General features: G+C 59.9%; 27 protein-coding genes. 7 read left to right on the top strand and 20 right to left on the bottom strand.

What is annotated here, in order from left to right; translation table 11 throughout:
• Nucleotides 1-130 precede the first annotated feature (130 nt).
• The 4 genes from CXF97_RS08760 (at nt 131) to tsaA (ending at nt 3093) form a co-directional block, all read left to right on the top strand.
• Entirely contained in the window at nt 131-841 is a 711-nt protein-coding gene (locus CXF97_RS08760) for an rRNA pseudouridine synthase (protein ID WP_101157971.1), read from the top strand.
• 70 nt (nt 842-911) lie between these two features.
• Complete coding sequence (locus CXF97_RS08755) at nt 912-1382, top strand: DUF1456 family protein (RefSeq protein ID WP_101157969.1); 471 nt, start codon at nt 912-914, stop codon at nt 1380-1382.
• Nucleotides 1383-1511: 129 nt separating this feature from the next.
• Nucleotides 1512-2282, top strand: coding sequence for an SDR family oxidoreductase (locus CXF97_RS08750; RefSeq protein WP_101157967.1), 771 nt, complete (start codon nt 1512-1514; stop codon nt 2280-2282).
• Nucleotides 2283-2394: 112 nt separating this feature from the next.
• Entirely contained in the window at nt 2395-3093 is a 699-nt protein-coding gene (tsaA, locus tag CXF97_RS08745; protein ID WP_101157965.1) for a tRNA (N6-threonylcarbamoyladenosine(37)-N6)-methyltransferase TrmO, read from the top strand.
• Nucleotides 3094-3275: 182 nt separating this feature from the next.
• Here the strand turns inward: tsaA and fpr are convergent, their stop codons facing one another.
• Nucleotides 3276-4055, bottom strand: coding sequence for a ferredoxin-NADP reductase (gene fpr, locus CXF97_RS08735; RefSeq protein ID WP_007908723.1), 780 nt, complete (start codon nt 4053-4055; stop codon nt 3276-3278).
• A gap of 132 nt (nt 4056-4187) precedes the next feature.
• Between fpr and CXF97_RS08730 the strand changes: the two genes are divergently transcribed.
• A complete protein-coding gene (locus tag CXF97_RS08730) occupies nt 4188-5114 on the top strand; it encodes a LysR family transcriptional regulator (RefSeq protein ID WP_101157963.1) in 927 nt (308 codons plus the stop codon).
• Here CXF97_RS08730 and CXF97_RS08725 read toward each other — a convergent pair.
• The 3 genes from CXF97_RS08725 to CXF97_RS08715 all read right to left on the bottom strand — a co-directional run bounded on the left by CXF97_RS08725 (nt 5111) and on the right by CXF97_RS08715 (nt 7171).
• Nucleotides 5111-5473, bottom strand: a complete 363-nt coding sequence (locus CXF97_RS08725; RefSeq protein ID WP_090282071.1) for a diacylglycerol kinase — start codon at nt 5471-5473, stop codon at nt 5111-5113. The two genes, CXF97_RS08730 and CXF97_RS08725, sit on opposite strands and share 4 nt — an antisense overlap.
• A 74-nt stretch (nt 5474-5547) precedes the next feature.
• Nucleotides 5548-6198, bottom strand: coding sequence for a response regulator transcription factor ErdR (gene erdR / locus CXF97_RS08720; protein WP_064393119.1), 651 nt, complete (start codon nt 6196-6198; stop codon nt 5548-5550).
• Between the two features lie 226 nt (nt 6199-6424).
• Complete coding sequence (locus CXF97_RS08715; RefSeq protein ID WP_101157961.1) at nt 6425-7171, bottom strand: tRNA-uridine aminocarboxypropyltransferase; 747 nt, start codon at nt 7169-7171, stop codon at nt 6425-6427.
• 189 nt (nt 7172-7360) lie between these two features.
• Here CXF97_RS08715 and CXF97_RS08710 point away from each other — a divergent pair, with 189 nt between their 5' ends.
• A complete protein-coding gene (locus CXF97_RS08710) occupies nt 7361-7786 on the top strand; it encodes a PA3611 family quorum-sensing-regulated virulence factor (protein WP_101157959.1) in 426 nt (141 codons plus the stop codon).
• Here CXF97_RS08710 and CXF97_RS08705 read toward each other — a convergent pair whose 3' ends face one another.
• A complete protein-coding gene (locus CXF97_RS08705) occupies nt 7787-7984 on the bottom strand; it encodes a hypothetical protein (RefSeq protein WP_101157958.1) in 198 nt (65 codons plus the stop codon).
• 341 nt (nt 7985-8325) lie between these two features.
• On the opposite strand from CXF97_RS08705, the gene CXF97_RS08700 reads away from it, so the two are divergent.
• The gene (locus CXF97_RS08700) at nt 8326-9441 is read left to right on the top strand and encodes a TIGR00730 family Rossman fold protein (RefSeq protein ID WP_101157956.1); all 1116 of its coding nucleotides are present in this window, start codon (nt 8326-8328) and stop codon (nt 9439-9441) included.
• Between the two features lie 59 nt (nt 9442-9500).
• Here CXF97_RS08700 and recX read toward each other — a convergent pair whose 3' ends face one another.
• The 15 genes from recX to CXF97_RS08625 all read right to left on the bottom strand — a co-directional run bounded on the left by recX (nt 9501) and on the right by CXF97_RS08625 (nt 21324).
• Nucleotides 9501-9971 (bottom strand): recombination regulator RecX, encoded by a 471-nt coding sequence (gene recX / locus CXF97_RS08695; protein ID WP_101157954.1) that lies wholly within the window; start codon nt 9969-9971, stop codon nt 9501-9503.
• A gap of 8 nt (nt 9972-9979) precedes the next feature.
• Nucleotides 9980-11038, bottom strand: a complete 1059-nt coding sequence (recA, locus tag CXF97_RS08690; RefSeq protein ID WP_101157952.1) for a recombinase RecA — start codon at nt 11036-11038, stop codon at nt 9980-9982.
• An 83-nt stretch (nt 11039-11121) separates the two neighbouring features.
• Entirely contained in the window at nt 11122-11622 is a 501-nt protein-coding gene (locus CXF97_RS08685; RefSeq protein WP_101157991.1) for a CinA family protein, read from the bottom strand.
• Between the two features lie 67 nt (nt 11623-11689).
• Nucleotides 11690-12208: a lysis system i-spanin subunit Rz gene (locus tag CXF97_RS08680; protein ID WP_101157950.1), complete on the bottom strand. Its 519-nt coding sequence runs from the start codon at nt 12206-12208 to the stop codon at nt 11690-11692.
• Nucleotides 12187-12753: a glycoside hydrolase family 19 protein gene (locus CXF97_RS08675; protein ID WP_101157948.1), complete on the bottom strand. Its 567-nt coding sequence runs from the start codon at nt 12751-12753 to the stop codon at nt 12187-12189. Before CXF97_RS08675 ends, CXF97_RS08680 begins: the two co-directional genes overlap by 22 nt.
• A 136-nt stretch (nt 12754-12889) precedes the next feature.
• Nucleotides 12890-14050: a tail fiber protein gene (locus CXF97_RS08670; RefSeq protein WP_101157946.1), complete on the bottom strand. Its 1161-nt coding sequence runs from the start codon at nt 14048-14050 to the stop codon at nt 12890-12892.
• Between the two features lie 11 nt (nt 14051-14061).
• The gene (locus CXF97_RS08665) at nt 14062-14661 is read right to left on the bottom strand and encodes a YmfQ family protein (RefSeq protein ID WP_101157944.1); all 600 of its coding nucleotides are present in this window, start codon (nt 14659-14661) and stop codon (nt 14062-14064) included.
• Entirely contained in the window at nt 14649-15692 is a 1044-nt protein-coding gene (locus CXF97_RS08660; protein ID WP_101157942.1) for a baseplate J/gp47 family protein, read from the bottom strand. The genes CXF97_RS08665 and CXF97_RS08660 overlap by 13 nt, the downstream gene beginning before the upstream one ends.
• A complete protein-coding gene (locus tag CXF97_RS08655; protein ID WP_101157940.1) occupies nt 15682-16080 on the bottom strand; it encodes a phage GP46 family protein in 399 nt (132 codons plus the stop codon). The genes CXF97_RS08660 and CXF97_RS08655 overlap by 11 nt, the downstream gene beginning before the upstream one ends.
• Nucleotides 16080-16589: a phage baseplate assembly protein V gene (locus CXF97_RS08650; RefSeq protein ID WP_101157938.1), complete on the bottom strand. Its 510-nt coding sequence runs from the start codon at nt 16587-16589 to the stop codon at nt 16080-16082. The genes CXF97_RS08655 and CXF97_RS08650 overlap by 1 nt, the downstream gene beginning before the upstream one ends.
• A gap of 136 nt (nt 16590-16725) precedes the next feature.
• Entirely contained in the window at nt 16726-17775 is a 1050-nt protein-coding gene (locus tag CXF97_RS08645) for a phage baseplate assembly protein (RefSeq protein WP_101157936.1), read from the bottom strand.
• A gap of 4 nt (nt 17776-17779) precedes the next feature.
• Nucleotides 17780-19015 (bottom strand): DNA circularization protein, encoded by a 1236-nt coding sequence (locus tag CXF97_RS08640; protein ID WP_101157934.1) that lies wholly within the window; start codon nt 19013-19015, stop codon nt 17780-17782.
• Nucleotides 19012-20553, bottom strand: coding sequence for a phage tail protein (locus CXF97_RS08635; protein ID WP_101157932.1), 1542 nt, complete (start codon nt 20551-20553; stop codon nt 19012-19014). The genes CXF97_RS08640 and CXF97_RS08635 overlap by 4 nt, the downstream gene beginning before the upstream one ends.
• Before the next feature lie 130 nt (nt 20554-20683).
• Complete coding sequence (locus CXF97_RS08630; protein WP_101157930.1) at nt 20684-20980, bottom strand: phage tail assembly protein; 297 nt, start codon at nt 20978-20980, stop codon at nt 20684-20686.
• The gene (locus CXF97_RS08625) at nt 20977-21324 is read right to left on the bottom strand and encodes a phage tail tube protein (protein WP_007908779.1); all 348 of its coding nucleotides are present in this window, start codon (nt 21322-21324) and stop codon (nt 20977-20979) included. Before CXF97_RS08625 ends, CXF97_RS08630 begins: the two co-directional genes overlap by 4 nt.
• Nucleotides 21325-21343: the final 19 nt, after the last annotated feature.

Genomic DNA, 21343 nt, shown 5'->3' with positions numbered 1-21343 from the left:
AATAATGACTGACAGGACGCCTTCGCGGGCAAGCCCGCTCCCGCATTGAATACAGCGCCTGCAAATGGAACCGGGCTTAACCGCTTCCACACAGGTACAATGCCCACCCCTTTTTTGTTACGGCCCCGTCATGACTGACCCGATTCGCCTCTCCAAACGCCTCATTGAACTGGTCGGTTGCTCCCGCCGGGAGGCCGAGCTGTTCATCGAGGGCGGCTGGGTCACCGTGGACGGCGAAGTCATTGATGAGCCGCAATTCAAGGTCGGCGAGCAGAAGGTAGAGCTCGACAAGGACGCCAAGGCCACCGCACCTGAGCCGGTGACCATCCTGCTCAACGCGCCCGCCGGCATGGATGTCGACAGCGCCATGCAGTCGCTCAGCGCCGAAACCCTCAGCCAAGAGCACCGTTTCAGCAAGCGCCCTTTGCGCGGGCACTTCCTGCGCCTGACTGCCAGCGCTGACCTGCAGCCCAAGGCCAGTGGGCTGCTGGTGTTCACCCAGGACTGGAAGATCCTGCGCAAGCTCACCGCCGACGCGGCGAAGATCGAGCAGGAATACATCGTTGAAGTCGAAGGTGAGATGGCTGCCCACGGCCTCAATCGTTTGCAGCACGGCCTGACTTACAAGGGCAAAGAGCTGCCGCCGGTCAAAGCCAGCTGGCAGAACGAAAACCGTCTGCGCTTCGCCATGAAAAACCCGCAGCCGGGAATCATCGCGCAGTTCTGCGAAGCGGTCGGCCTGAAGGTCATCGGCATTCGCCGCATCCGCATCGGCGGGGTGTCGATCGGCAAGGTCCCGGTCGGCCAATGGCGCTACCTGTCCGGCAAAGAGAAGTTCTGACACTTGCACTGCCGCCATACATTTCGGCAGCGTTTGCGAGCGCTGCCCACCACGCATCAGGAATACCGACATGGTTCATAACGACGTACTGCGCAGCGTGCGCTACATGCTCGACATCAGCGACAAGAAAGTCGTCGAGATCATCAAACTCGGCGGCATGGACGTAGCGCTCGCTGACGTGGTGACCTGGCTCGACAAAAAGGAAGAGGACGAAGAAGGTTTCGTGCGCTGCCCGGACGAAGTCATCGCACACTTCCTCGATGGCCTGGTGATCTTCAAACGCGGCAAGGATGAAAGCCGTCCGCCGCAGCCAATCGAAGTGCCGGTAACCAACAACATCATTCTGAAAAAGCTGCGCGTGGCCTTCGAACTGAAAGAAGACGACATGCACGCAATCCTCAAGGCTGCCGAGTTTCCGGTGTCCAAGCCTGAGCTGAGCGCGCTGTTCCGCAAGGTCGGACACACCAACTATCGCCCGTGTGGCGACCAGTTGCTGCGTAACTTCCTCAAGGGCCTGACCCTGCGCGTCCGCCCTGCCTGATGCCCTTGTGCGGCGGCCACTGATGGTCGCCGCCGCTGCGCATGACCGCTTATTCCCTGCAAAAATAATGGCTCCGCTTTTCGCGGCTGACGACTAGGGTGTACTGACCCCTAATCTTCAGGACTCGCCATGCATCCCTACTTTTCCCTGCAAGGCCGCACCGCTCTGGTGACCGGCGGCACCCGTGGTATCGGCAAAATGATCGCCAAGGCGTTCGTCGAGGCCGGCGCCCATGTTTATGTGTGCTCGCGCGACGTTGAAGCCTGCCATCAAACCGCTGTAGAACTTGGCACGCTGGGCACTTGTCACGGCGTGGCGGCGAATCTGGCCACCGAGGACGGTGTGCGGGAATTGGCTGCGCGCCTGGGTGAGCAGATCACTCATCTGGATATTCTGGTGAACAACGCCGGCACCACGTGGGGTGCGCCGCTGGAGAGCTATCCGGTCAAAGGCTGGGAAAAGGTCATGCAGCTCAACGTGACCTCGGTGTTCAGCTGCATTCAGCAGTTCCTGCCGCTGCTGCGCAAGGCTGGCTCGGCGGCGAATCCGGCGCGGATCATCAATATCGGTTCGGTGGCGGGCATTTCTTCGTTTGGCGAGCAGGCGTATGCCTATGGGCCGAGCAAAGCGGCGTTGCATCAGTTGTCGCGGATTCTCGCGCGGGAACTGGTGAGCCAGCACATCAACGTCAACGTGATTGCACCGGGGCGCTTTCCGAGCAAGATGACGCAACACATTGGTAACGATGAGCAGGCGCTGGCCGAGGACACCGCACTGATCCCGATGAAACGCTGGGGGCGCGAGGAAGAGATGGCAGCGCTGGCGATCAGTCTGGCGAGTACCGCTGGGGCTTACATGACCGGGAATATCATTCCGCTGGATGGTGGGTTCAGTCTGTAGGTGGGCGGTGCGGCATGTGCGAGCAGGCTCGCGAAGAGGCCAGCCCTGTCACCACCAGACTTGAAGCGAGCCGGGTTATCATGCCCGCCCTACCCCGATTCGATTCCAGACCATGACTTACAGCGTCTCCCCCATCGGCTTCGTGCGCTCCTGTTTCAAGGAGAAGTTCGCCATCCCCCGCCAGCCACAACTGGCCTCGGCCGCCCGTGGCGTGCTGGAACTGGTCGCGCCGTTTGATCAGGGTGACGCCGTGCAGGGGCTGGAGCAGGTCAGCCACGTCTGGCTGTTGTTCCTGTTTCATCAGGCGCTCGAAGAAAAACCGCGCTTGAAGGTGCGCCCGCCTCGGCTGGGCGGCAACAAATCAATGGGCGTGTTCGCCACCCGCGCCACGCACCGGCCGAACGGCATCGGGCAATCGGTGGTCAAGCTGGACAGGGTCGAAGGTAATCGGCTGTTTATCTCCGGGATCGATCTGCTCGACGGCACGCCTGTGGTGGATATCAAACCCTATGTTCCGTATGCCGACATCATCCCTGGGGCGACCAATGACATCGCCAACGCCGCGCCGCAATTGATCGACGTGCAGTGGGCAGAGTCGGCCTTGAAACAAGCGCACACCCACGCTCAGCGGCTCGATGAGCCGTTGGTTGAGCTGATCGAGCAGTGTCTGGCGCAGGATCCGCGCCCGGCCTACCAGACGCCGGCACCGGAACGTGAATACGGCGCGCAGTTCTGGGATCTGGACGTGCGCTGGCATTATCCGACGCCCGAGCAGATCCGCGTGCTGGAAGTCATCCCGGCCGGGGATTGATGCTCACGGTCGATGTAGGAGCTGCCGAAGGCTGCGAGCTGTTGATCTTGCTTTTTAAGATCAAGATCAAAAGATCGCAGCCTTCGGCAGCTCCTACAGGAGATTGTCGTAAGCATGGGGAAATGTGTCGGGCATAAAAACCCCCCCATTGCCTGCAAGGCAATGGGGGCTCTCTGTGGCGCTTACTTCTCGACGAACGCACGCTCGATCAGGTAATCACCCGGCTCGCGCATCCGCGCCGAGATCTTCAGGCCGAAGCTGTCGAGCACTTCGCTGGTCTCATCGAGCATGCTCGGGCTGCCGCAGATCATCGCGCGGTCGTCCTGCGGGTTGATCGGTGGCAGGCCGATGTCGCTGAACAACTTGCCGCTGCGCATCAGATCGGTGAGACGGCCCTGATTCTCGAACGGCTCGCGGGTCACGGTCGGGTAGTAGATCAGCTTGTCACGCAGCGCTTCGCCGAAGAACTCGTTCTGCGGCAGGTGCTCGGTGATGAATTCGCGATAGGCGACTTCGTTGACGTAGCGCACGCCGTGAACCAGGATCACTTTTTCAAAGCGCTCGTAGGTTTCCGGGTCCTGAATCACGCTCATGAATGGCGCCAGGCCGGTACCGGTGCTCAGCAGGTACAAGTGCTTGCCCGGGTTCAAGTCATCAAGGACGAGGGTGCCGGTAGGCTTTTTCGAGATGATGATCTCGTCGCCTTCCTTCAGGTGCTGCAACTGGGAGGTCAGCGGGCCGTCCTGCACCTTGATGCTGAAGAATTCCAGATGCTCTTCCCAGTTCGGGCTGGCGATCGAGTAAGCGCGCATAAGCGGGCGGCCGTTGGGTTGTTGCAGGCCGATCATCACGAACTGACCGTTCTCGAAGCGCAGGCCCGGATCGCGGGTGCACTTGAAGCTGAACAGAGTGTCGTTCCAGTGATGAACACTGAGGACACGCTCGTGGTTCATGTTGCTCATGTACGTTTGACTCCTGGAGATTGGTCTGCGCGGCTCATTGAGGCTTAACGTGCGCAATTGCATCGCATTCTAATAGCGACGACAATATCTGTTAACTGGATTATTAAGATAAGGGTTATCGGTTATATCGATATGCGATTTACTCTCCGTCAACTGCAAGTTTTCGTCGCCGTCGCCCAGCAGGAAAGCGTATCCCGTGCTGCGGGTCTGCTCAACCTCTCGCAGTCGGCCGCCAGTACTTCGATCACCGAACTCGAGCGCCAGTGCAGCTGCCAGCTGTTTGATCGCGCCGGCAAACGCCTGAGCCTCAACGCCCTCGGCAAACAACTGTTGCCGCAAGCGGTGGCCCTGCTCGATCAGGCCAAGGAAATCGAAGACCTGCTCAACGGCAAATCCGGTTTCGGCTCTCTATCAGTGGGGGCGACGCTGACCATTGGCAACTATCTGGCCACCCTGCTGATCGGCAGCTTCATGCAGTTGCATCCGGAAAGCCAGGTCAAACTTCATGTGCAGAACACTGCCAATATCGTGCAACAAGTGGCGCACTACGAAATTGATCTGGGTCTGATTGAAGGCGATTGCAGCCACCCTGACATCGAAGTGCAGAGTTGGGTCGAGGATGAGCTGGTGGTGTTCTGCGCGCCGCAGCATCCGTTGGCCAAACGCGGCAGCGCGACGATGGAGGAGCTGACCCACGAGGCGTGGATTCTGCGCGAACAAGGCTCTGGAACCCGCCTGACCTTCGATCAAGCCATGCGCCACCATCGCAGCGCGCTGAACATTCGTCTGGAGCTTGAGCACACCGAAGCGATCAAACGCGCAGTGGAATCAGGCTTGGGGATTGGCTGCATTTCGCGGCTGGCGCTGCGCGATGCCTTCCGGCGTGGCAGCCTGGTGCCGGTGGAGACGCCAGATCTGGACTTGGCGCGGCAGTTCTACTTCATCTGGCATAAACAGAAATATCAGACCTCGGCCATGCGCGAGTTTCTCGATCTCTGTCGCGCCTTCACCGCCGGGGTGCAGCGCAGCGACGAGATCGTCTTGCCGACCATCGCTTAAAGCAGAATCACCGCCCACACCAGCGCAATCATGCTCAACGCCACAAACTGCGCAGCGCTGCCCATGTCCTTGGCGTTCTTCGACAGCGGGTGCAATTCCAGCGAGATGCGGTCAATGGCCGCTTCCACTGCGGAGTTGAGCAGTTCGACAATCAGCGCCAGCAAGCAGACTGCGATCAACACTGCCTGCTCGACACGGCTGACATTGAGGAAGAATGTCAGTGGAACCAGCACCACGTTGAGCAGCACCAATTGGCGGAACGCCGCTTCGCCGGTGAAGGCTGCGCGCAGGCCATCGAGCGAATAGCCGGACGCGTTGAGGATGCGTTTCAGGCCGGTCTGGCCCTTGAAAGGTGACATAAGAAAGAGACCAGCCAAAAAGGAGTGGGGAAGCTAGATCAACGAAAGTCAAAAAAGCGTGAAACCGCCAGCGTTCACTGGCTCGGAATTGACTCAAGTTGTTGCAGCAGTAAAGCCGCTTGCGTGCGAGTGCGCACGTTCAATTTACGAAAAATAGCGGTGACGTGGGCTTTGATGGTCGCTTCCGACACGCTCAACTCATAGGCAATCTGCTTGTTCAGCAGGCCTTCGCAGACCATGGTCAGCACGCGGAACTGTTGTGGGGTCAGGCTGGCGAGCCCGTCGCTGGCGGCTTTGGCTTCATCGGAAACGGCGACCGCTTCGAAGGCTTGCGGCGGCCAGAACACATCGCCATCGAGCACTTTGCGCACGGCCTGCTGAATCACGCTGAGGTCGCTGGACTTGGGAATAAAACCACTGGCACCGAACTCGCGGGATTTGACCATTACCGACGCTTCTTCCTGCGCCGAGACCATCACCACCGGAATCTGCGGGTACTGTCCGCGCAGCAGCACCAAGCCGGAAAAGCCGTAAGCGCCGGGCATGTTCAGGTCCAGCAGGACCAGGTCCCAGTCAGCCTTTTCAGTGAGGCGGGTTTCCAGTTCCGCGATGCTCGCCACTTCCACCAGGCGTACATCCGGGCCAAGGCCCAGGGTCACCGCTTGGTGCAGGGCGCTGCGAAACAGGGGGTGATCATCGGCAATCAGGATGTCGTATGTGGCCATTTTTCAAATGATCCTGTTTTTTGATGGCAGACGCGGTGCATTCCGGTCTGGCCAAAGCAACTCAAGATGTCGCTTTTTGAAGCGATATCCACAGGGGCACGTTCAACGCCAATCAACAGCAAACACGGCGTTTCAAACCTTGGCCGCACCCTAATCGGCGCCCAGCATGCCCAGCGAAGCCGGGGTGGTCAAGCAGCGCGGCCGCTGGCTCGTACAGTATGGGCCACTATTGCGCCAACTCCGGCTGCGGCTTTCGTATATAGGGCAACAACTCGGTGTGCGCCGGAGTCGATTCGTTCATGTCCAGTTGCTGCTTGGCACCGAGGTAATGCTGGCTGAACACATCAAAATAAGCATCCAGCGCCGAAGCGGCAGCGCTGTCACCGGCCAGTTCGAGGCACAACGCCGCGACTTCTGCGGTGCACAGGTGCTCGCTGCGGGTCGACCGGCGCAGGCGATACCGCGAGAGTTTGTCGGGCAACAGGCTGAGGATCGGCAAACATTCGAAATATGGACTTTTGCGGAAAATCTTGCGCGCCTCGGTCCAGGTCGCATCGAGCAAAATGAACAGCGGGCGCTTGCTGCTATCGACAGAGACGGTGTTGGTCACCCGAGACGGCTCGACGTATTCACCGGGAAACACCAGGTACGGCTGCCATTGCGGATCGTTGAGCAGTGCAAGCATCTGCGGGTCGGGCTCTGTGCGCGACCAGATAAACGCATGGTTGTCGCGCACCACGTCGGCAATCAGCCAACCGGTGTTGCTTGGCTTGAACACTTCCTTGCCAGTCATGATCAGGCACACGCCGGAGCGGGTGTCGACGCTCGGCCGCCACGCGCACAGGCAATGGCTGATAATGACCCGGCAATCGCGGCAACGCTCGGAGCGAAAGCCGCGCGCCTGAATCGGCTTGATGCCCTCGTCCTCGCGCTGATCACGCAGGCGGGCCACGGCGTTAGGGGCATGGTTCATCGCAGGCAACACCGGCAGACAGGGAAACTCGACACGAATGACACTCGGCAGGGCAATAAAGGCCGGCAGTTTACCAGAGCGACGGCCACAAGCCTGTACCGTCCAGACCGGCTCCCCTATAATTCGCCGCCACTGAACGCACCGCCCCGTGACGGGTCGAACCACCAGTCACTGAATCAGGAGAGTTTCATGCTGCGCCTTATCGTTCCCACCGCTGCCATTCTGCTGGCGTCGTCCTTTACCGCTCAGGCTGCGTCCCTGAGTGAGCAGAATCTGAACAGAGAGCTGCGCAACGTCGCCTCCCAAAGCAGCGTCGGCACGCCACGGGCGATCAATGAAGACATTCTTGATCAAGGCTACACCGTCGAAGGCACGCAACTGATCAACCATCTGAGCGTGCAAAAGAGCCACGCCGACAAGATGCGCGCCGATCCCAAGGCTGTGTATTTCCAGTTGGGTGCGTCGGTCTGCAACAACCCGTCGTATCGCAAGCTGATGGCCAAGGGCGCGATCATGCGTTACGACTTCACCGAAGTGAAAACCAACAAGGCCATCGGCTCGGCCAGCTATCAGGAATCCGATTGCCCGAAAGCCGCGCCAGCGAAGAAGAAGTAATCAGCGCGAAGCGTTAGCGCGCCGCTGCTCATCCTCGGCGCGCAATTCGGCGACCAGAGCCTGCAAATAGCGCGAGCGACGCTCGCCGCCCGCCAATCGTCGGCAGCACTCTTGCTCAAGGCTCAATTGATGAGCCTTGGCCGACTCTTGCAACATTCGATACAGCTGCGTATCGATTTCCAGAACCACTCTGGCCATGCATCCCGCCTCCTTGCCACCACGAATCCTTGAGTTGCCTTTGCCTTGCGCCAATGCAAGGTTGTCTTGCGACATCTGTATTTGAGTAAATCAGACTGATGGCCCTACGCGACACGTTCAGACGAGCGGCGAGGCTTTGGCGCAGATTGGTGAGCAGTTGCCAGGCAAAACGTTACAACGCACTGTTCAAGTCAGCGCGAATGCGTGCGAGGGTCTAGATTGAGAATATTCCCGACCATTCGTTAACGGCAGAAAATGGAGCTGCCGGCCCGTGTTTTTTTGCAGTGCGGCCCTGACGCTGTTTGTCAGGGCTACCCGCTCTGTACAGAAGGAGACGTTGAATGCCTTATCAACCGAATGACCTCTTGAGCCGTCATTTTCAGGAAAGCGGCGACCTCATCACTCAGGTCGAAGCCCAGCTCGACCATGTTTCCCCCAATAGCCCAAATCTTCCCATCTACCGCGACATGATCCTGACCGTGCTGCGCATGGCCCAGGAAGACCACAACCGCTGGAACGCCAAGATCACCTTGCAAGCCCTGCGTGAACTGGAGCAGGCGTTCCGTGTGCTTGAGCAATTCAGGGGGCGGCGCAAAGTCACCGTGTTTGGCTCAGCGCGTACGCCAGTGGAACATCCGCTGTACGCGATGGCCCGCGAACTCGGCGCAGCCCTGACGCGTGCAGAGATGATGGTCATCACCGGCGCCGGCGGCGGCATCATGGCCGCCGCCCACGAAGGAGCCGGGCGTGATCACAGTCTCGGTTTCAACATTACCCTGCCCTTCGAACAACATGCCAACCCCACCGTCGACGGCACCGACAATCTCTTGCCCTTCCACTTTTTCTTCACCCGCAAACTGTTCTTCGTCAAAGAGGCAGACGCGTTGGTGCTGTGCCCGGGCGGGTTTGGCACCCTTGATGAAGCGCTGGAAGTGCTGACGCTGATTCAGACTGGCAAAAGTCCTTTGGTGCCGGTGGTGCTGCTGGATGTTCCGGGCGGTACCTTCTGGCAGGGCGCGCTCGACTTCATCCGCAATCAGCTGGAAGAAAACCGCTACATCCTGCCGACCGATTTAAAGCTGATGCGACTGGTCTACAGCGTTGAAGAAGCGGTGGAAGAGATCAATCAGTTTTACAGCAACTTCCACTCCAGCCGCTGGCTCAAGCGCCAATTTGTGCTTCGCATGAACCACAAGCTCAGCGAACACGCACTGGCGCAGATGCAGGAGGAATTTGCCGATCTGTGCCTGAGCGACCAGTTCCATCAACATGCCTACAGTGGTGAAGAACACGACGATCCACAGTTCAGCCATCTGGCACGGCTGGCGTTTGCCTTCAATGGCCGTACCCATGGTCGTCTGAGGGAGTTGGTGGACTTTATCAATCTGCCGGAAAACTGGGCCGATTCGAAACCGCCCACTGCACAACGCTCACGCGAACCTTCCAGCGTGATCTGAAAGCAAAAAAAACGGCCCGCTATTTTAAAAAAATAGCGGGCCGTTTTTATTGAAGCGGTTTAATCGTCCATCCCTCGACCGCTGAACAAGCGGTTGATCATCTCCATCGAGAACCCCCGATACGCCAGAAACCTGCCTTGCCTGACCCGTTCTTTCGCATCAATCGGTAAATGCCCGGAGAACTTGCGTTGCCACGTCTCCTGAAGCTGCGCCTGCCAATTGATACCGCTTTCGCGCAGGGCGATTTCGATATCGGTACGCTGCAAGCCCCGCTGGCTGAGTTCCTCACGAATCCGCAATGGGCCATAGCCGGAACGGGCTCGGTAGGAAACAAAGCTTTCAAGGTAGCGAGCTTCGCAAAGCAGCCCCTCTTCCATCAGACGGTCGAGGGCTGTCTCGATCAGCTCCGCCTCGGCGCCGCGTTGACGTAACTTACGTGTCAATTCGACGCGACCATGCTCGCGGCGTGCGAGCAGGTCCATGGCGGTTCGCCGCACCGCGACGAGGGTATCCAGTACGGCGGTGGTCATCGCTGGTATCAGAGGTCAGCGTCGGCCAGGTCGTCTTCGGTCTCTTTGACCGACGAGGCCTTGGAGTCCGCAATCACCGCTGGCGACAGCAGCTTGTCACGCAGCTGCTTCTCGAGCTTCGCGGCGATTTCCGGGTTGTCCGCCAGGAACTTGGCCGAGTTGGCCTTGCCCTGACCGATCTTGGTGCCTTCGTAGGCGTACCAGGCGCCGGATTTCTCAACGAAACCGTGCAGCACACCCAGGTCGATCATCTCGCCGTTGAGGTAGATGCCCTTGCCGTAAAGAATCTGGAACTCGGCCTGACGGAACGGCGAAGCCACCTTGTTCTTCACAACCTTGACGCGGGTTTCACTGCCGACCACTTCGTCGCCTTCCTTGACCGCGCCGGTACGGCGGATGTCGAGACGAACCGAGGCGTAGAACTTCAGCGCGTTACCACCGGTGGTGGTTTCCGGGCTGCCGAACATCACGCCGATCTTCATACGGATCTGGTTGATGAAGATCACCAGGCAATTGGCGTTCTTGATGTTGCCGGTGATTTTACGCAGCGCCTGAGACATCAGACGTGCTTGCAGGCCGACGTGCATGTCGCCCATCTCACCTTCGATTTCAGCCTTGGGTACCAGTGCCGCCACGGAGTCGACGATGATCACGTCAACGGCGTTGGAGCGCACCAGCATGTCGGTGATTTCCAGGGCCTGTTCGCCAGTGTCCGGCTGGGAAACCAGCAGATCGTCAACGTTGACGCCCAGCTTGCCAGCGTACTCTGGATCGAGGGCGTGTTCGGCGTCGACGAATGCGCAGGTCGCGCCGGCTTTTTGCGCCTGGGCGATGACCGACAGTGTCAGTGTGGTTTTACCGGAAGATTCAGGACCGTAGATTTCAACGATACGGCCTTTTGGCAGACCGCCGATGCCGAGCGCGATGTCCAGACCCAGAGAGCCAGTAGAGATGGCCGGGATCGCCTGACGGTCCTGATCGCCCATACGCATTACGGCACCCTTGCCGAATTGACGTTCGATCTGACCCAGGGCCGCAGCCAAGGCTTTCTTCTTGTTGTCGTCCATTAAAGTCCTCACGTAATCAATAAGGCCTGACGGCCAACACCTGTATAAGTAGCCAGTATTATTCCACAGCGTTCGAAGATCGCCTACCCCTGATTTTCGATTTCTCGTGCCGCTAGTCGCACAAGGCCCTCTAGCGCGGCCTTCACCGTTTGTCGGCGGACTTCGTCACGGCTGCCGGGGAAGTGCTGGACCTCGCTATAAACCGCGTCGCCGACACCCCAGGCCAGCCACACCGTACCCACCGGTTTGTTCGGCGTGCCACCGTCGGGGCCGGCGACACCACTGACCGCCACGGCAAAGTGCGCCAGGCTGTGCTGCTGCGCACCGCGCACCATGGCCTCGACCACCTCGCGACTGACCGCCCCCACCGTCTCGAACAGTTCCTCCGACACATCCAACTGCCGGGTTTTCTGCCGATTGGAGTACGTCACGTAACCCGCTTCAAACCAGGCCGAACTGCCCGGAATCCGCGTAATCGCTTCGGCAATACCGCCGCCGGTGCAAGACTCGGCGGTAGTGACGTGGGCATTGAGCACTTGCAGACGTCGGCCCAGTTCGGCGGCCAGTTGGGTGGTCTCTTTCACGGCGAGCTCCGGATCGTGTGGAATGCCTTCACCGTACACGAGCCGGACGCGCTTTCAATACACAGAATCATTCAAGATGTTCGGGCGCCAGCGCTCTTACATAGGCCTGACAGGCCTGCAGGGCAATCAGTCCGCGGTCACCGGTGTCGGTAATGGCGATAATTCGTTGAGCATGCGCCGGGTCAAGTCGGGCGCGTACGGTTGCAGAATCCACGCCGCCGGCGCTGGCGGTGGCTGGCACGTGGCAGCCTGAGGCAACATCGCCGGCGTCGAGAAGGACTGACAGCCGAACATCGGCAGTAGCAAGACGATCGCGCAGGCGATCCTGATCACGTTGGGCATCGCTCAGCGCTCGATAATGGGTTTGTTCACTCGCCGACAGCCGTTGCTCCAGCGCCAGACGTTTATCCTGTTCGGCCTGTTGCGCGCTCGCGGCGGTCTGAGTGAGTTGATTCTGCATTTCGGCGTTTAACTGCGCCTGCTCGGCCAATTGCCGCCCGTAGCGCCAGTCTTGGAACTGCCACGCCGCAGCGAAAGCCGCGGCCGCCAGCAACAACAGGCCAATCACCCGCCAGGAGCCGGACATAGCACCGCCCTCGCCCGCGCCCAGATTTCCAGACGATCCTGCAAGCCATTCAACCCGCCGTTGATCCGCCGGGTAATGCTGTTGAACTGATCAACATCGGCCAGTTCGTTCAGGCCTTTCTGCGCCCAGAACCACGCTGCCGATTCGGCCGCCCATTGCGGTTGCTCAAGCAATTCAGGCAACGACAACAGACGCTCATCGCCAAACAAGCCGAGGCTGCATTGTCGATAGTTGGCGCGACCGGTGATTTGTATAAGCCCACGCCCCCTGTATTTTTGTCCGTCACCATCTGCCTCGGGCGTGTTGCCCAAACGTAGCGCTAACGTACCGGTGTCATATTTGCTCAGATACTGGTTGTCGCCCAATTCGCGCACGTAACGCAATTGACCGGACTCGTGGCCGACCTGTGCGAGAAACGCAGCAACACGTTTCGGCGTATCGATGCGATGCCTGGCCATCGCGGCGTTGAGTGGCGAAACAAAAACGCCCGCTTGGGAGCGGGCGTTGGGCATGATGTCGATAAGGTGTTTTTCAGTTAATTGCATGATGCTTGATCCTCCCTGGATTTGCCCCGATTGAATCACGGCTGTCAGTGGATGTTTGCCAGCCATTTCTTTCTGGATTTTTCAGGGGTCTATCGCAACGATCGGTCCACCTGATGTGCGTTCCGGACAGCTGCGATCAAAACTTGATGACGTACAACAGCGCGGTGTTCATCGGGCGAGCCTCATTGCCGCCAGAGGCCGCCATCGAGATCGTATGCGTATGTTGCCCGGCGGCATCCACGCCGACGTTATGCGCGTGGTTGCCGTCCGCCACGATGCCGTGGGAGTGCGCGGGAGCGTTGGTGGTGAAGTTACGGTTGATGAAGGGCGCCGAGCTGGAGCCCATGATCGACCCCGCAGTATTACCGCCGTTGATCTGCCCCTGCCCGCCCATGACCGTGTCGATGTTGAACGCGCCTCCACTCGTCACAGCGCCACCGTGCGCGTGCAATCCGGCAGCATCAGTGCGCGCCGTGTGAGCATGGTTACCAGCGGCTGCGGCCGACACATCGTGAACGTGGGAAGCATTCTGCCCAGCCTGTTTGCTACCCAGAACACGGCCCGGATCGACACCACGGCCCTCGTCCAGACCCCGGACAAATTCCCCGCGCAAATCCGGCAGGTTAAAGGTATTGGCACCGTCACCGGCACCGAACCGGGTGCCGATTGCTGCGAACAGATTGGCATACTGGGTACGCAACACAGGCTGTCCGTTGCATTTGAGCCAGCCACTGGGCGCATCTACGGTAGCGACGGCTTTCACGTCGCCGACATCGGCCCCCAATTGTCTGGCCACGCCGGTACTGGCAATCAGAATCCAGGCGCCGCTGCCCAGCGAGCTGTTCCATTGCACCCAGACATCTCCCGTCGCAACGATTTCACCGGAGCGAAGCGGAGTATGGTCAAGACCGACCAGCGGTTTGGCGACCGACCCCGCTACGGAAAACGTACTGGCGCCGGTATTGGTATTCAAAGCCTTGAAGCGCAACACCATGCCGTCTGTCAGCGTAGCGGGAGCCGGCGAATAGTTCGCGGCATACGCATTGGCCGTGCCGGTATCCAAGGCGAAATCGATGAGACCCGCCTGATTGATTTTGCGCACGGCAGTCAGCAATTGTCCGACATCGGCCTCATCGGGTTTGAGCGCACCGCCCTTGATCACGCCGAGTATTTCTTCGGTTACCGCATTGCCCCATGATGCCGGGATCAACGATCCCGGCGTGCCTGCCACCGGATTCTCATCGACAAACTTGCCATCCACCAGCCCGACGCTGGGTACGCTTTTTGGATAATCCATTTATTCAGTCCTTAGTCATAATTGATGTACACCTGGGTATGCGCCGGTGCACTGCGGTGAATGAGGCATTCCAGGGCCGAGCCCGGGTACATGCCGAAACGTTCGCCCCAATAACTGGCGCCGAAACGCCGTCCGATCGCCAAGCGGCCGCCGGTGTTGAGGATCCACATGAATTGCCCTTTCCAGGTGCCAAAATGAGCGCTGCCGAACCGCGAACGGCCCATGCGCGGAACCCGCAGTTCGGTCACCGAGGCCTCTGGATAACCCTGAGTGCGGGCGACCTCAATGAAGTACGCGGCGCACTGGTTGCCCACCGCCAGCAACCGCCGACGCACAGCCAGGCGGCGATCATCATAGAGCGGAGTGACTCCAAGACAGGGGTCGGGCAGGTTCATCACCGCCTCCCAATCCGGCACAAGCTCGCTGACGCCAGCCGGATCCATCTCGTTGAGCAAATCTGCAGCTCGGGCGTCAAGGCGAGCCAGTTCCTGAGCGACGCCTTCAAGCACTTGTTCGAGTTCCGGTACACGTTCCGGGTCCCAGGCCGGACCGCTGGGAAGCAGACTGCGCAACTGTTGCCGGTATTGTCTGGCACTTCTCAGGACAGCCATTCGCACCCCCCGAACGTCAGCAATTGATTGCTTTGGGCCGTGACGTTGGCCGAGGGGCTGATGAGGCTGTGATCGCTTTCACCGGTGGCGCTGCTGATGGCTTCGGTGATGTGACTGAGCAACAACGTATCGCCCAGCCCCGCCTCGCGGTTGTGCAAATCTCGCAGCTGGGTTTCAACCGCCGCGCGCACTGCGCTGGTGTTTGGCGTCACGCGCATTGTGTACTTGACCAGCACTTGCACGGGCGCCATTACCCTCACATCGGCGGTGACTGGCCGCAGCGGCTCGATATAAGCCTCGACGTCAGCCAACTGTTCTTCGTTGGGGATCGGTTGTGGATCATCGTCGCGCATGACGAACAGACCAACCGTGCCGGGGCCGAGGAAGTTGCCACGGCACCATGCGCGGGTGATTCCGGGGCACTCCAGCGCCCATGTTTCATAGTCTTGCGCCGAGCCGCCGTGGGGGATCACCCGATAAGAGCGAATCACTCTGGCGCGCAACGATTCAAGGCTTTCGGTGCCGACGCCGCCTGTGAGACCAGGTGGCTGAACGATGAAGCTGTTACCGATGACGCCCGCAATCGGTTGCACCAGATTCAATGTCAGACCGGCGTCGGCATTACCCACGCTGCCTGCATCAAGCGCAGCGATCGTGGTGCTGTTGGCGCCGCTGACGGCGATGCGGGCACCAGTAACTTTGTAAGTACGGCCATCATTGGACTGCAGCAGCGTATCGACATCCAGCACAGCACCGGCACTGGCGCTGAAACTGACGCTGCCCGTAGCTGCTTGCGCGGCTTTACGCGGTTGGTTAAGGCGCAGCGCGGCGATGCGCTCCAGAGTCGATTCGTCCGCCTTGTCTGGCAAAATCTGCTCGGCAATCCAGTCAAGATAACCGTACAAGCCATAAGCGGCGCCGCCGAGGGTGCGGGCCAGCACTTGCGCATCGGACTGGCGCAGCGAATCGCCGGCCAGGTCGCTTTGGGTGCGTTTGATCAGCACCGGCAGCGAAGGGGTTTCAAACGGCATAGATCACCTGCCAGCTGTTATCGGGGTTGATGTCCAGACGTTCACCGTCGGCCAGGGTCAGGACCGTGCGCAGGTTCAGGCGCTGGGCGTCGAGGCGTTCGCTGATGATGTCGATGGCGCTGCAATGGCCGTCGTCGAGCAGCCATTGCAGGGCTTCGCGGGCATAGAACTCGGCGTCCATTTGCGTCTGCCGGGTCAGCTTGACCCGGCGTAACAGCCACAGCCGCGAGCCGATGCGATCGTCGGCGACGGTGGGGAAACTGTCGCCCCACCAGCCGAAGCGCTCTTCGTCATCGAGGGCATCGTCATCGGCGGCGCGGCGCCAGGTGAACAGGCTGATGAGCACCGCGCGGGTCAGTGCGGCGTGGAGGTTCTGGCTGATGAGCATCATTGGCCTCCAGCCGGCGCGCCGGTCTGACCGTTACCGGCCTGCACGCCAACGTGAACATGCTTGATCTGGCTGATGCCGCCGGCGAGTTGATCACCGGTGGAAACGATCTTGCCGGTCTGGTTGATGACCGGCGTGTCGAAGTTGACCGCGCTACTGGCGCGGATATTCAGCGTGGCGGTCTCGATGTCGATGATCCGTCCGCGCTTGAAATGAATCCGGTCGCCCTCGTCGGTGTAGAGCGCCACTTCACCAGCAGCGAGTGCTTGCAGGCGATAGCGGCGGTCGGCGATGACCAGGGCGATGGCGTGGGAGCGGTCGCCGCCAATGAAGGTGACGACCCCTTCAGCACCGGCCAGCGGATGGCTGGTGAAACCGTAGGGTTCGAAGTGTTCGAGGTCATCGTTCACCTCGCCGGCGGTGAGGCGCATTTGCAGCGATTGCAGTTTCGAAGCCGAATTGGCGAGCACGACAGTGCCGCGCGCCAGCAGGCGTGTCAGTAGGCTCATGGAAGTTCCTTGGAGGTTGAGCTGACACAGCCAATCCTGTGGGAGCGGGCTTGCTCGCGAAGGCGGTGGGTCAGGCGATACGATGTCGAGGCTGCCGCCGCTTTCGCGCGCAAGCCCGCTCCCACAGGGTCTAGTGTCAGGCTTGGGGATTTTTCACAGGGGCGGGATTGGCATCAAAGGTATGCGGCGGCGCCACTTGCAGCGTGGTCACAGATCCCTGTGCCGACAACGAATAGGTGACCTTGGAAATCAGCATGTCACCGTCGAAATCGAGCACCGGGTCCTTGACCTTCACCAACATGTTATGGCGCCACAAATCACCATTGCTCTGCCGCCAGCCCTGCACCTGATAGGTGGTGGTCTGCGCGCGGCCCATGCGGGTGGCGCTTTCCCATAGGGCACGCTGCTGCGCCAATTCAAAGGTCAGTTGCGTGCCTTCATTGATCACCGTGGTGCGCCGACGTTTGAAGCTCAGATCCGCCGCCGTCGATTCGACTTCGCTGACCGCCGCGCCGCTTTTCGCATCCGAGCCTTTTTGCTGGCCGATCACCCGGTACTCGGAGAACACCTGGCTGAAATCCATCGGCGCATCGGCCGACAGAATGTTCTTGCCCAGCTCCAGCGCATCGCTGGCGCGCCCGGCACTACCGGGTTTGGCCAACACCAACTGGCCCAGCTCGTTGTCGGTAGAAAACACCCGCAGCAGCGACAGCAGTCGGTCGATCGACTGGAATGCCGTTTCACCCGGCACGATGGTGTGTTTGGTCAGGCGTGTGGTTTCGCTGATTTCATTGACGACCCACAGCCCATATTCGCTCGCCAGATCGCGGACGATGTTCAGCAAGGGCTGTTGCTGCCATTGGCTGGGCAGATTGCGGGCGGCGCAATCGACCAGATCCTGGGTTTTGGAACTGCCTTCGATGGTCAGGCTGATCTGCCGCCCGTCATAGCGGATCGGCGCCTTGAACACGTAGCCGGTGAGCACAAGATCTTTGCCGATTTTTACCTCGCAGGGGTCGCCCGGTTTGATCCTTTGATCCACGGACTGACCGGGCCATTGCCAGGTGATGTCGAGTTTGAAGGTGCGGAACTGGCGCTCCAGATCGGCGGTGATCTCGACGCTTTTCCAGCCACCGTATTCCATGTCGTTGACCGTCAGCGTGACGTGATTGTCCATCTCATTCATGGCATCACTCCCGCGAGACTTTCACGTCGTTGGGGGAGAACCCCGGATGGGTAATTCCGTTGCGCTGAGTCACTTCGTCGACTCGCGTGGCGTCGCCGAACTGCTTGTAGGCCACGACCACTGCCGGAAAGCTTTCCTGAAACGATTTGCTGACTTGCCGCACGCCCGATGAAGCCACTGCTTTGAGATGAGCGACCAGCGCTTCCTTGACATCACTGATTGCCTGAAAATGCGCGGGCCCAGCCTTCGCCAGCATCGGGTCAATGGCGGCAGTCACCGCTGCGCGCAGGGCTTGCATGTCATCGCTGACGGGCACTTCCTGACGGCTGACCGGCGACGTCGACTGTTGCGCCACCGAGGGTGTCGACGCCAGTTTCACCGGCGTGGTTGCCACGGGCATCGACGCCACCCACTGCGCGACTTTGACCAGCATCGTGTCCTGCACCAGATCGGCCATCGCTTGCGCGGCGGCATTGGTGTCCTTGCCGGTGGTGATCTTCGGCGCATCGGCCTTGCGAATCGCTTCGAGTTGCTGCGACACGTCGGCAATCACGCCTCGGTAGCCTTCCTTGGCGAACGCTTTCAGCTCCTTGATATCGCCGAGCAAACCCTTGAATTCCGCCGCCACTTCCTTGGGCAACTCCTTCACGGCTTTGACCAGTTCGGTGATTTGCCGGTACTGCTCGATCAACGGTTTCAGCTGTTCCTTGATCACGTCATAGACGCCGGTAAGGCTGTTGCGCAGGTTGGTGATACCGATCCGCGCTGCCTTGATCAGCGCCATCGCCTGCTCGAAACGCGCCACCGCCGAACCCAGCAGACCGTCAGCTTTGACCAACAGCACTTTCTGCGTGCTGACCGTTGCCGTCGGAAACGGCAGCGGCTGATCGGGGTAGAACTTCAGGGTAAACGTCACCAGCCCGCCGTCCTGGCGGGTATGGGTCATGTCGCATTCGCCGACCTTGACCTGCAGGCGACCGAGCCACGGATGCACGAGTTCGCCACGGCCCTGCTCCAGCGCCTGGAGCAGCTTGTCGCGCTGCTTCAGGCAATCAGGGCCGATGATGAACGCGGTCAGATCGTGGGTCTTGGCCTGCTGGCCGAGGTCCTCGAAAAACGGCAGGTCGCGTCGCGGGTATTCGTGCAACTGCCCTTTGCGCCCGACCGGTGTCTTCGCCTGGTCGATCCAGAAACCGACACCGCGAAAGGATGCCGGCAATAAACGGTCACGCCAGTTCATTGGGTACCTCCCATCGACAGCGAGCGATAGCCGATGCGCGAAGACACGGCCAGGCCCGGTTGATTGGTTTGCGGTTGTTCGGTGCGCAGGCCGGCCGGTGCATTTTCGAAGCGCACGGTCAGGCCGCCTTCGAGTTGCGTGCGGTTGTTGGCGGCGCTTTGCTGGATGAGGCTGCTCGAAGTTTGCGTCAGAGAAGTCGAGGACTGTGTCAGCGCCACCATCGGCGCAGGACTTGTGGAAGCGGAATCCGCACTGGAGCCAAAGAATTCTGGCGCCCACTCCCCCTTGCCTTGGGCATTGGTTCGTTCCTGCGCGTGGGTAAAGACATCGACCTTGGCCGACGCTTCGGCGGCGAGCTCACCCAGGCCCCCGTTGAAAAATGCCCGGACCGGGGCAAGCGCCTGGTAAAACTTTTCGCTCCACTTCTCGATCCAGACCGTGACCGAGCCCCAGGCCTGAATGATCAGTTCCAGAGGCGACCAGCCCAACTGCTCGCGGATCACCGCATACAGGGCGAGCACGGGGAGTTTGATGGAATCGACAAGATCGTGGAAAAAAGCGCCCACCGGTACCGACACCGCTCGGAGCAGATCCCAGATCGATGCAAAAAGCCCTACCAGAGGCGCCCAGTTCTTCAGAATCAGCGCCTGCGGGGAATACGCAAACAACGTTGCATAAAAGTCGATGACCGGCGCAGCCAGCGCCTTGAGCACGTTCCACAGCGCCGCAAAGAACGTGCTTACCGGTCCCCAATTGCTGATCAGCATGCCCATCGGAGTGAACCCGAACATCGTGCGAAAGAAACTGGCCATCGGCATGACGACCGGCGCAATGTCTTGCCACAGTCGAGCAAAAAAAGCCGAGACGGGTTTCCAGTTGGCGACGATCAACCCGGCCGCCAGCGCAACTGCGGCGGCAAATAGACCGACAGGCGAAGCGAGCAGCGTCAGCACGGCGCTGAAACCGGCAGCCGCTGTTGTCACGAACGTGAACGCCAGCGCTGCCGCCGCCAGCCCTTCCACCAGTTGCGGGTGATCGGCGACAAATTCACCGACCGAAGTCACCACCGGCACCAGCGCCGTTACCAGTCTATTGACGGCGGGTAGCAAAGCCTGCCCGATCTTCAATGAAATGTTGTCGAGGGAGAGGTTGAACTTCGCCAGATTAGTCGAAGTTTCCCCCTTCACTACCGCCGGCACCTGTGCCGGGACGGGCTTGTTCAACGGTGCAGGAATCAGCGCGTCTTTGCCCAGGGTCGGCACGCTGAGCTTTTTGCTCTTGGTCGCCAGTTCGTCTTCGGCCTTGATCGCCTTCTTCAGTCCCTCCTGAAAAGGTTTCAGCAAGCCGCCACCGGAAAGGAAACCCGATAAATCGAAGGGCTTGATCGAACTGCTTTCCAGACTTTTCCTGAACGCCGCCACCTTGCCTCGGACGCCCTTCATTTCAGTGTCCATCTTCTGCAGACCCTGCATCACGACCAGCATGTTCACCGTGGTCTGCATGTTCTGCTGGAGCGCATTTATTTGTGTCTTCGCCATCACTGCACCTGCTGCATCGCATTGATCCGTTGCGCGTGCTCCAGCGATTCGCGGAGCACATCCAGTGGCCTGGCCATCATCTGTTCGGGGTCAACCTTCCAGAACCAGGCCAGGTCATAGGCGACGGCGATCAGGTCGGTGATGGCGCCGACGCCGCACTCATGAAAAAACTTGCGACGGCCCAGCTCAGCGCATTGAGGTCGGCCAGATCCAGCTGGTTGACCGACGACGGCGGAATGCCGGCGCACACGGCGATGTATTTGGCCGCCACGTCCATGTCGAGGCTGACTTCTTCGTTCTTGTCGATCTTGTACGGCAGCGCCTTGATCGCTCGCACTTCCTGCACCGTCGGACGGCGCAGTTCGAGTTCGGTCAGGGGCTCGCCGTGGGCTACGATTGCTACTTGAAGCTTCACGGCGCCGCTCATTGCCAGGTCCCCTTGATGCCTTCGAATTTCAATTCGATGGTGGCGTCATCGCCCTTGGAGACAGGCTCTTCGACCAGATAGGCGCCGGCCAGCACGTAGACTTTGCCGTTGCTGAATTCGCAGGTGACGGTGATGTCTGTGCCTTCGATCAACTTCTTCAGCGGGAAGTCGGCGGTGTGCAGCGCGGTCACTTTGAACGACGGCGCGATGTCGGTTTCCTTGTAGAAACCGGGCACGACGGTTTCACGTTTGACGGCCATCAGCGGGGCTTCGCAGCCGCCGTTGATCGTCAGTTGTGCGCCGTCGACCTTGACGTAGCAGGTGCCTGCAATCAGTTGACCCATGGTGTTACTCCCTTGAATG

Source organism: Pseudomonas sp. Choline-02u-1 (assembly GCF_002836515.1).
In the GTDB taxonomy this organism is placed as follows: domain Bacteria; phylum Pseudomonadota; class Gammaproteobacteria; order Pseudomonadales; family Pseudomonadaceae; genus Aquipseudomonas.
The sequence above is the reverse complement of the archived record's forward strand: the minus strand, read 5'-3'. Positions and strand labels throughout refer to the sequence as shown.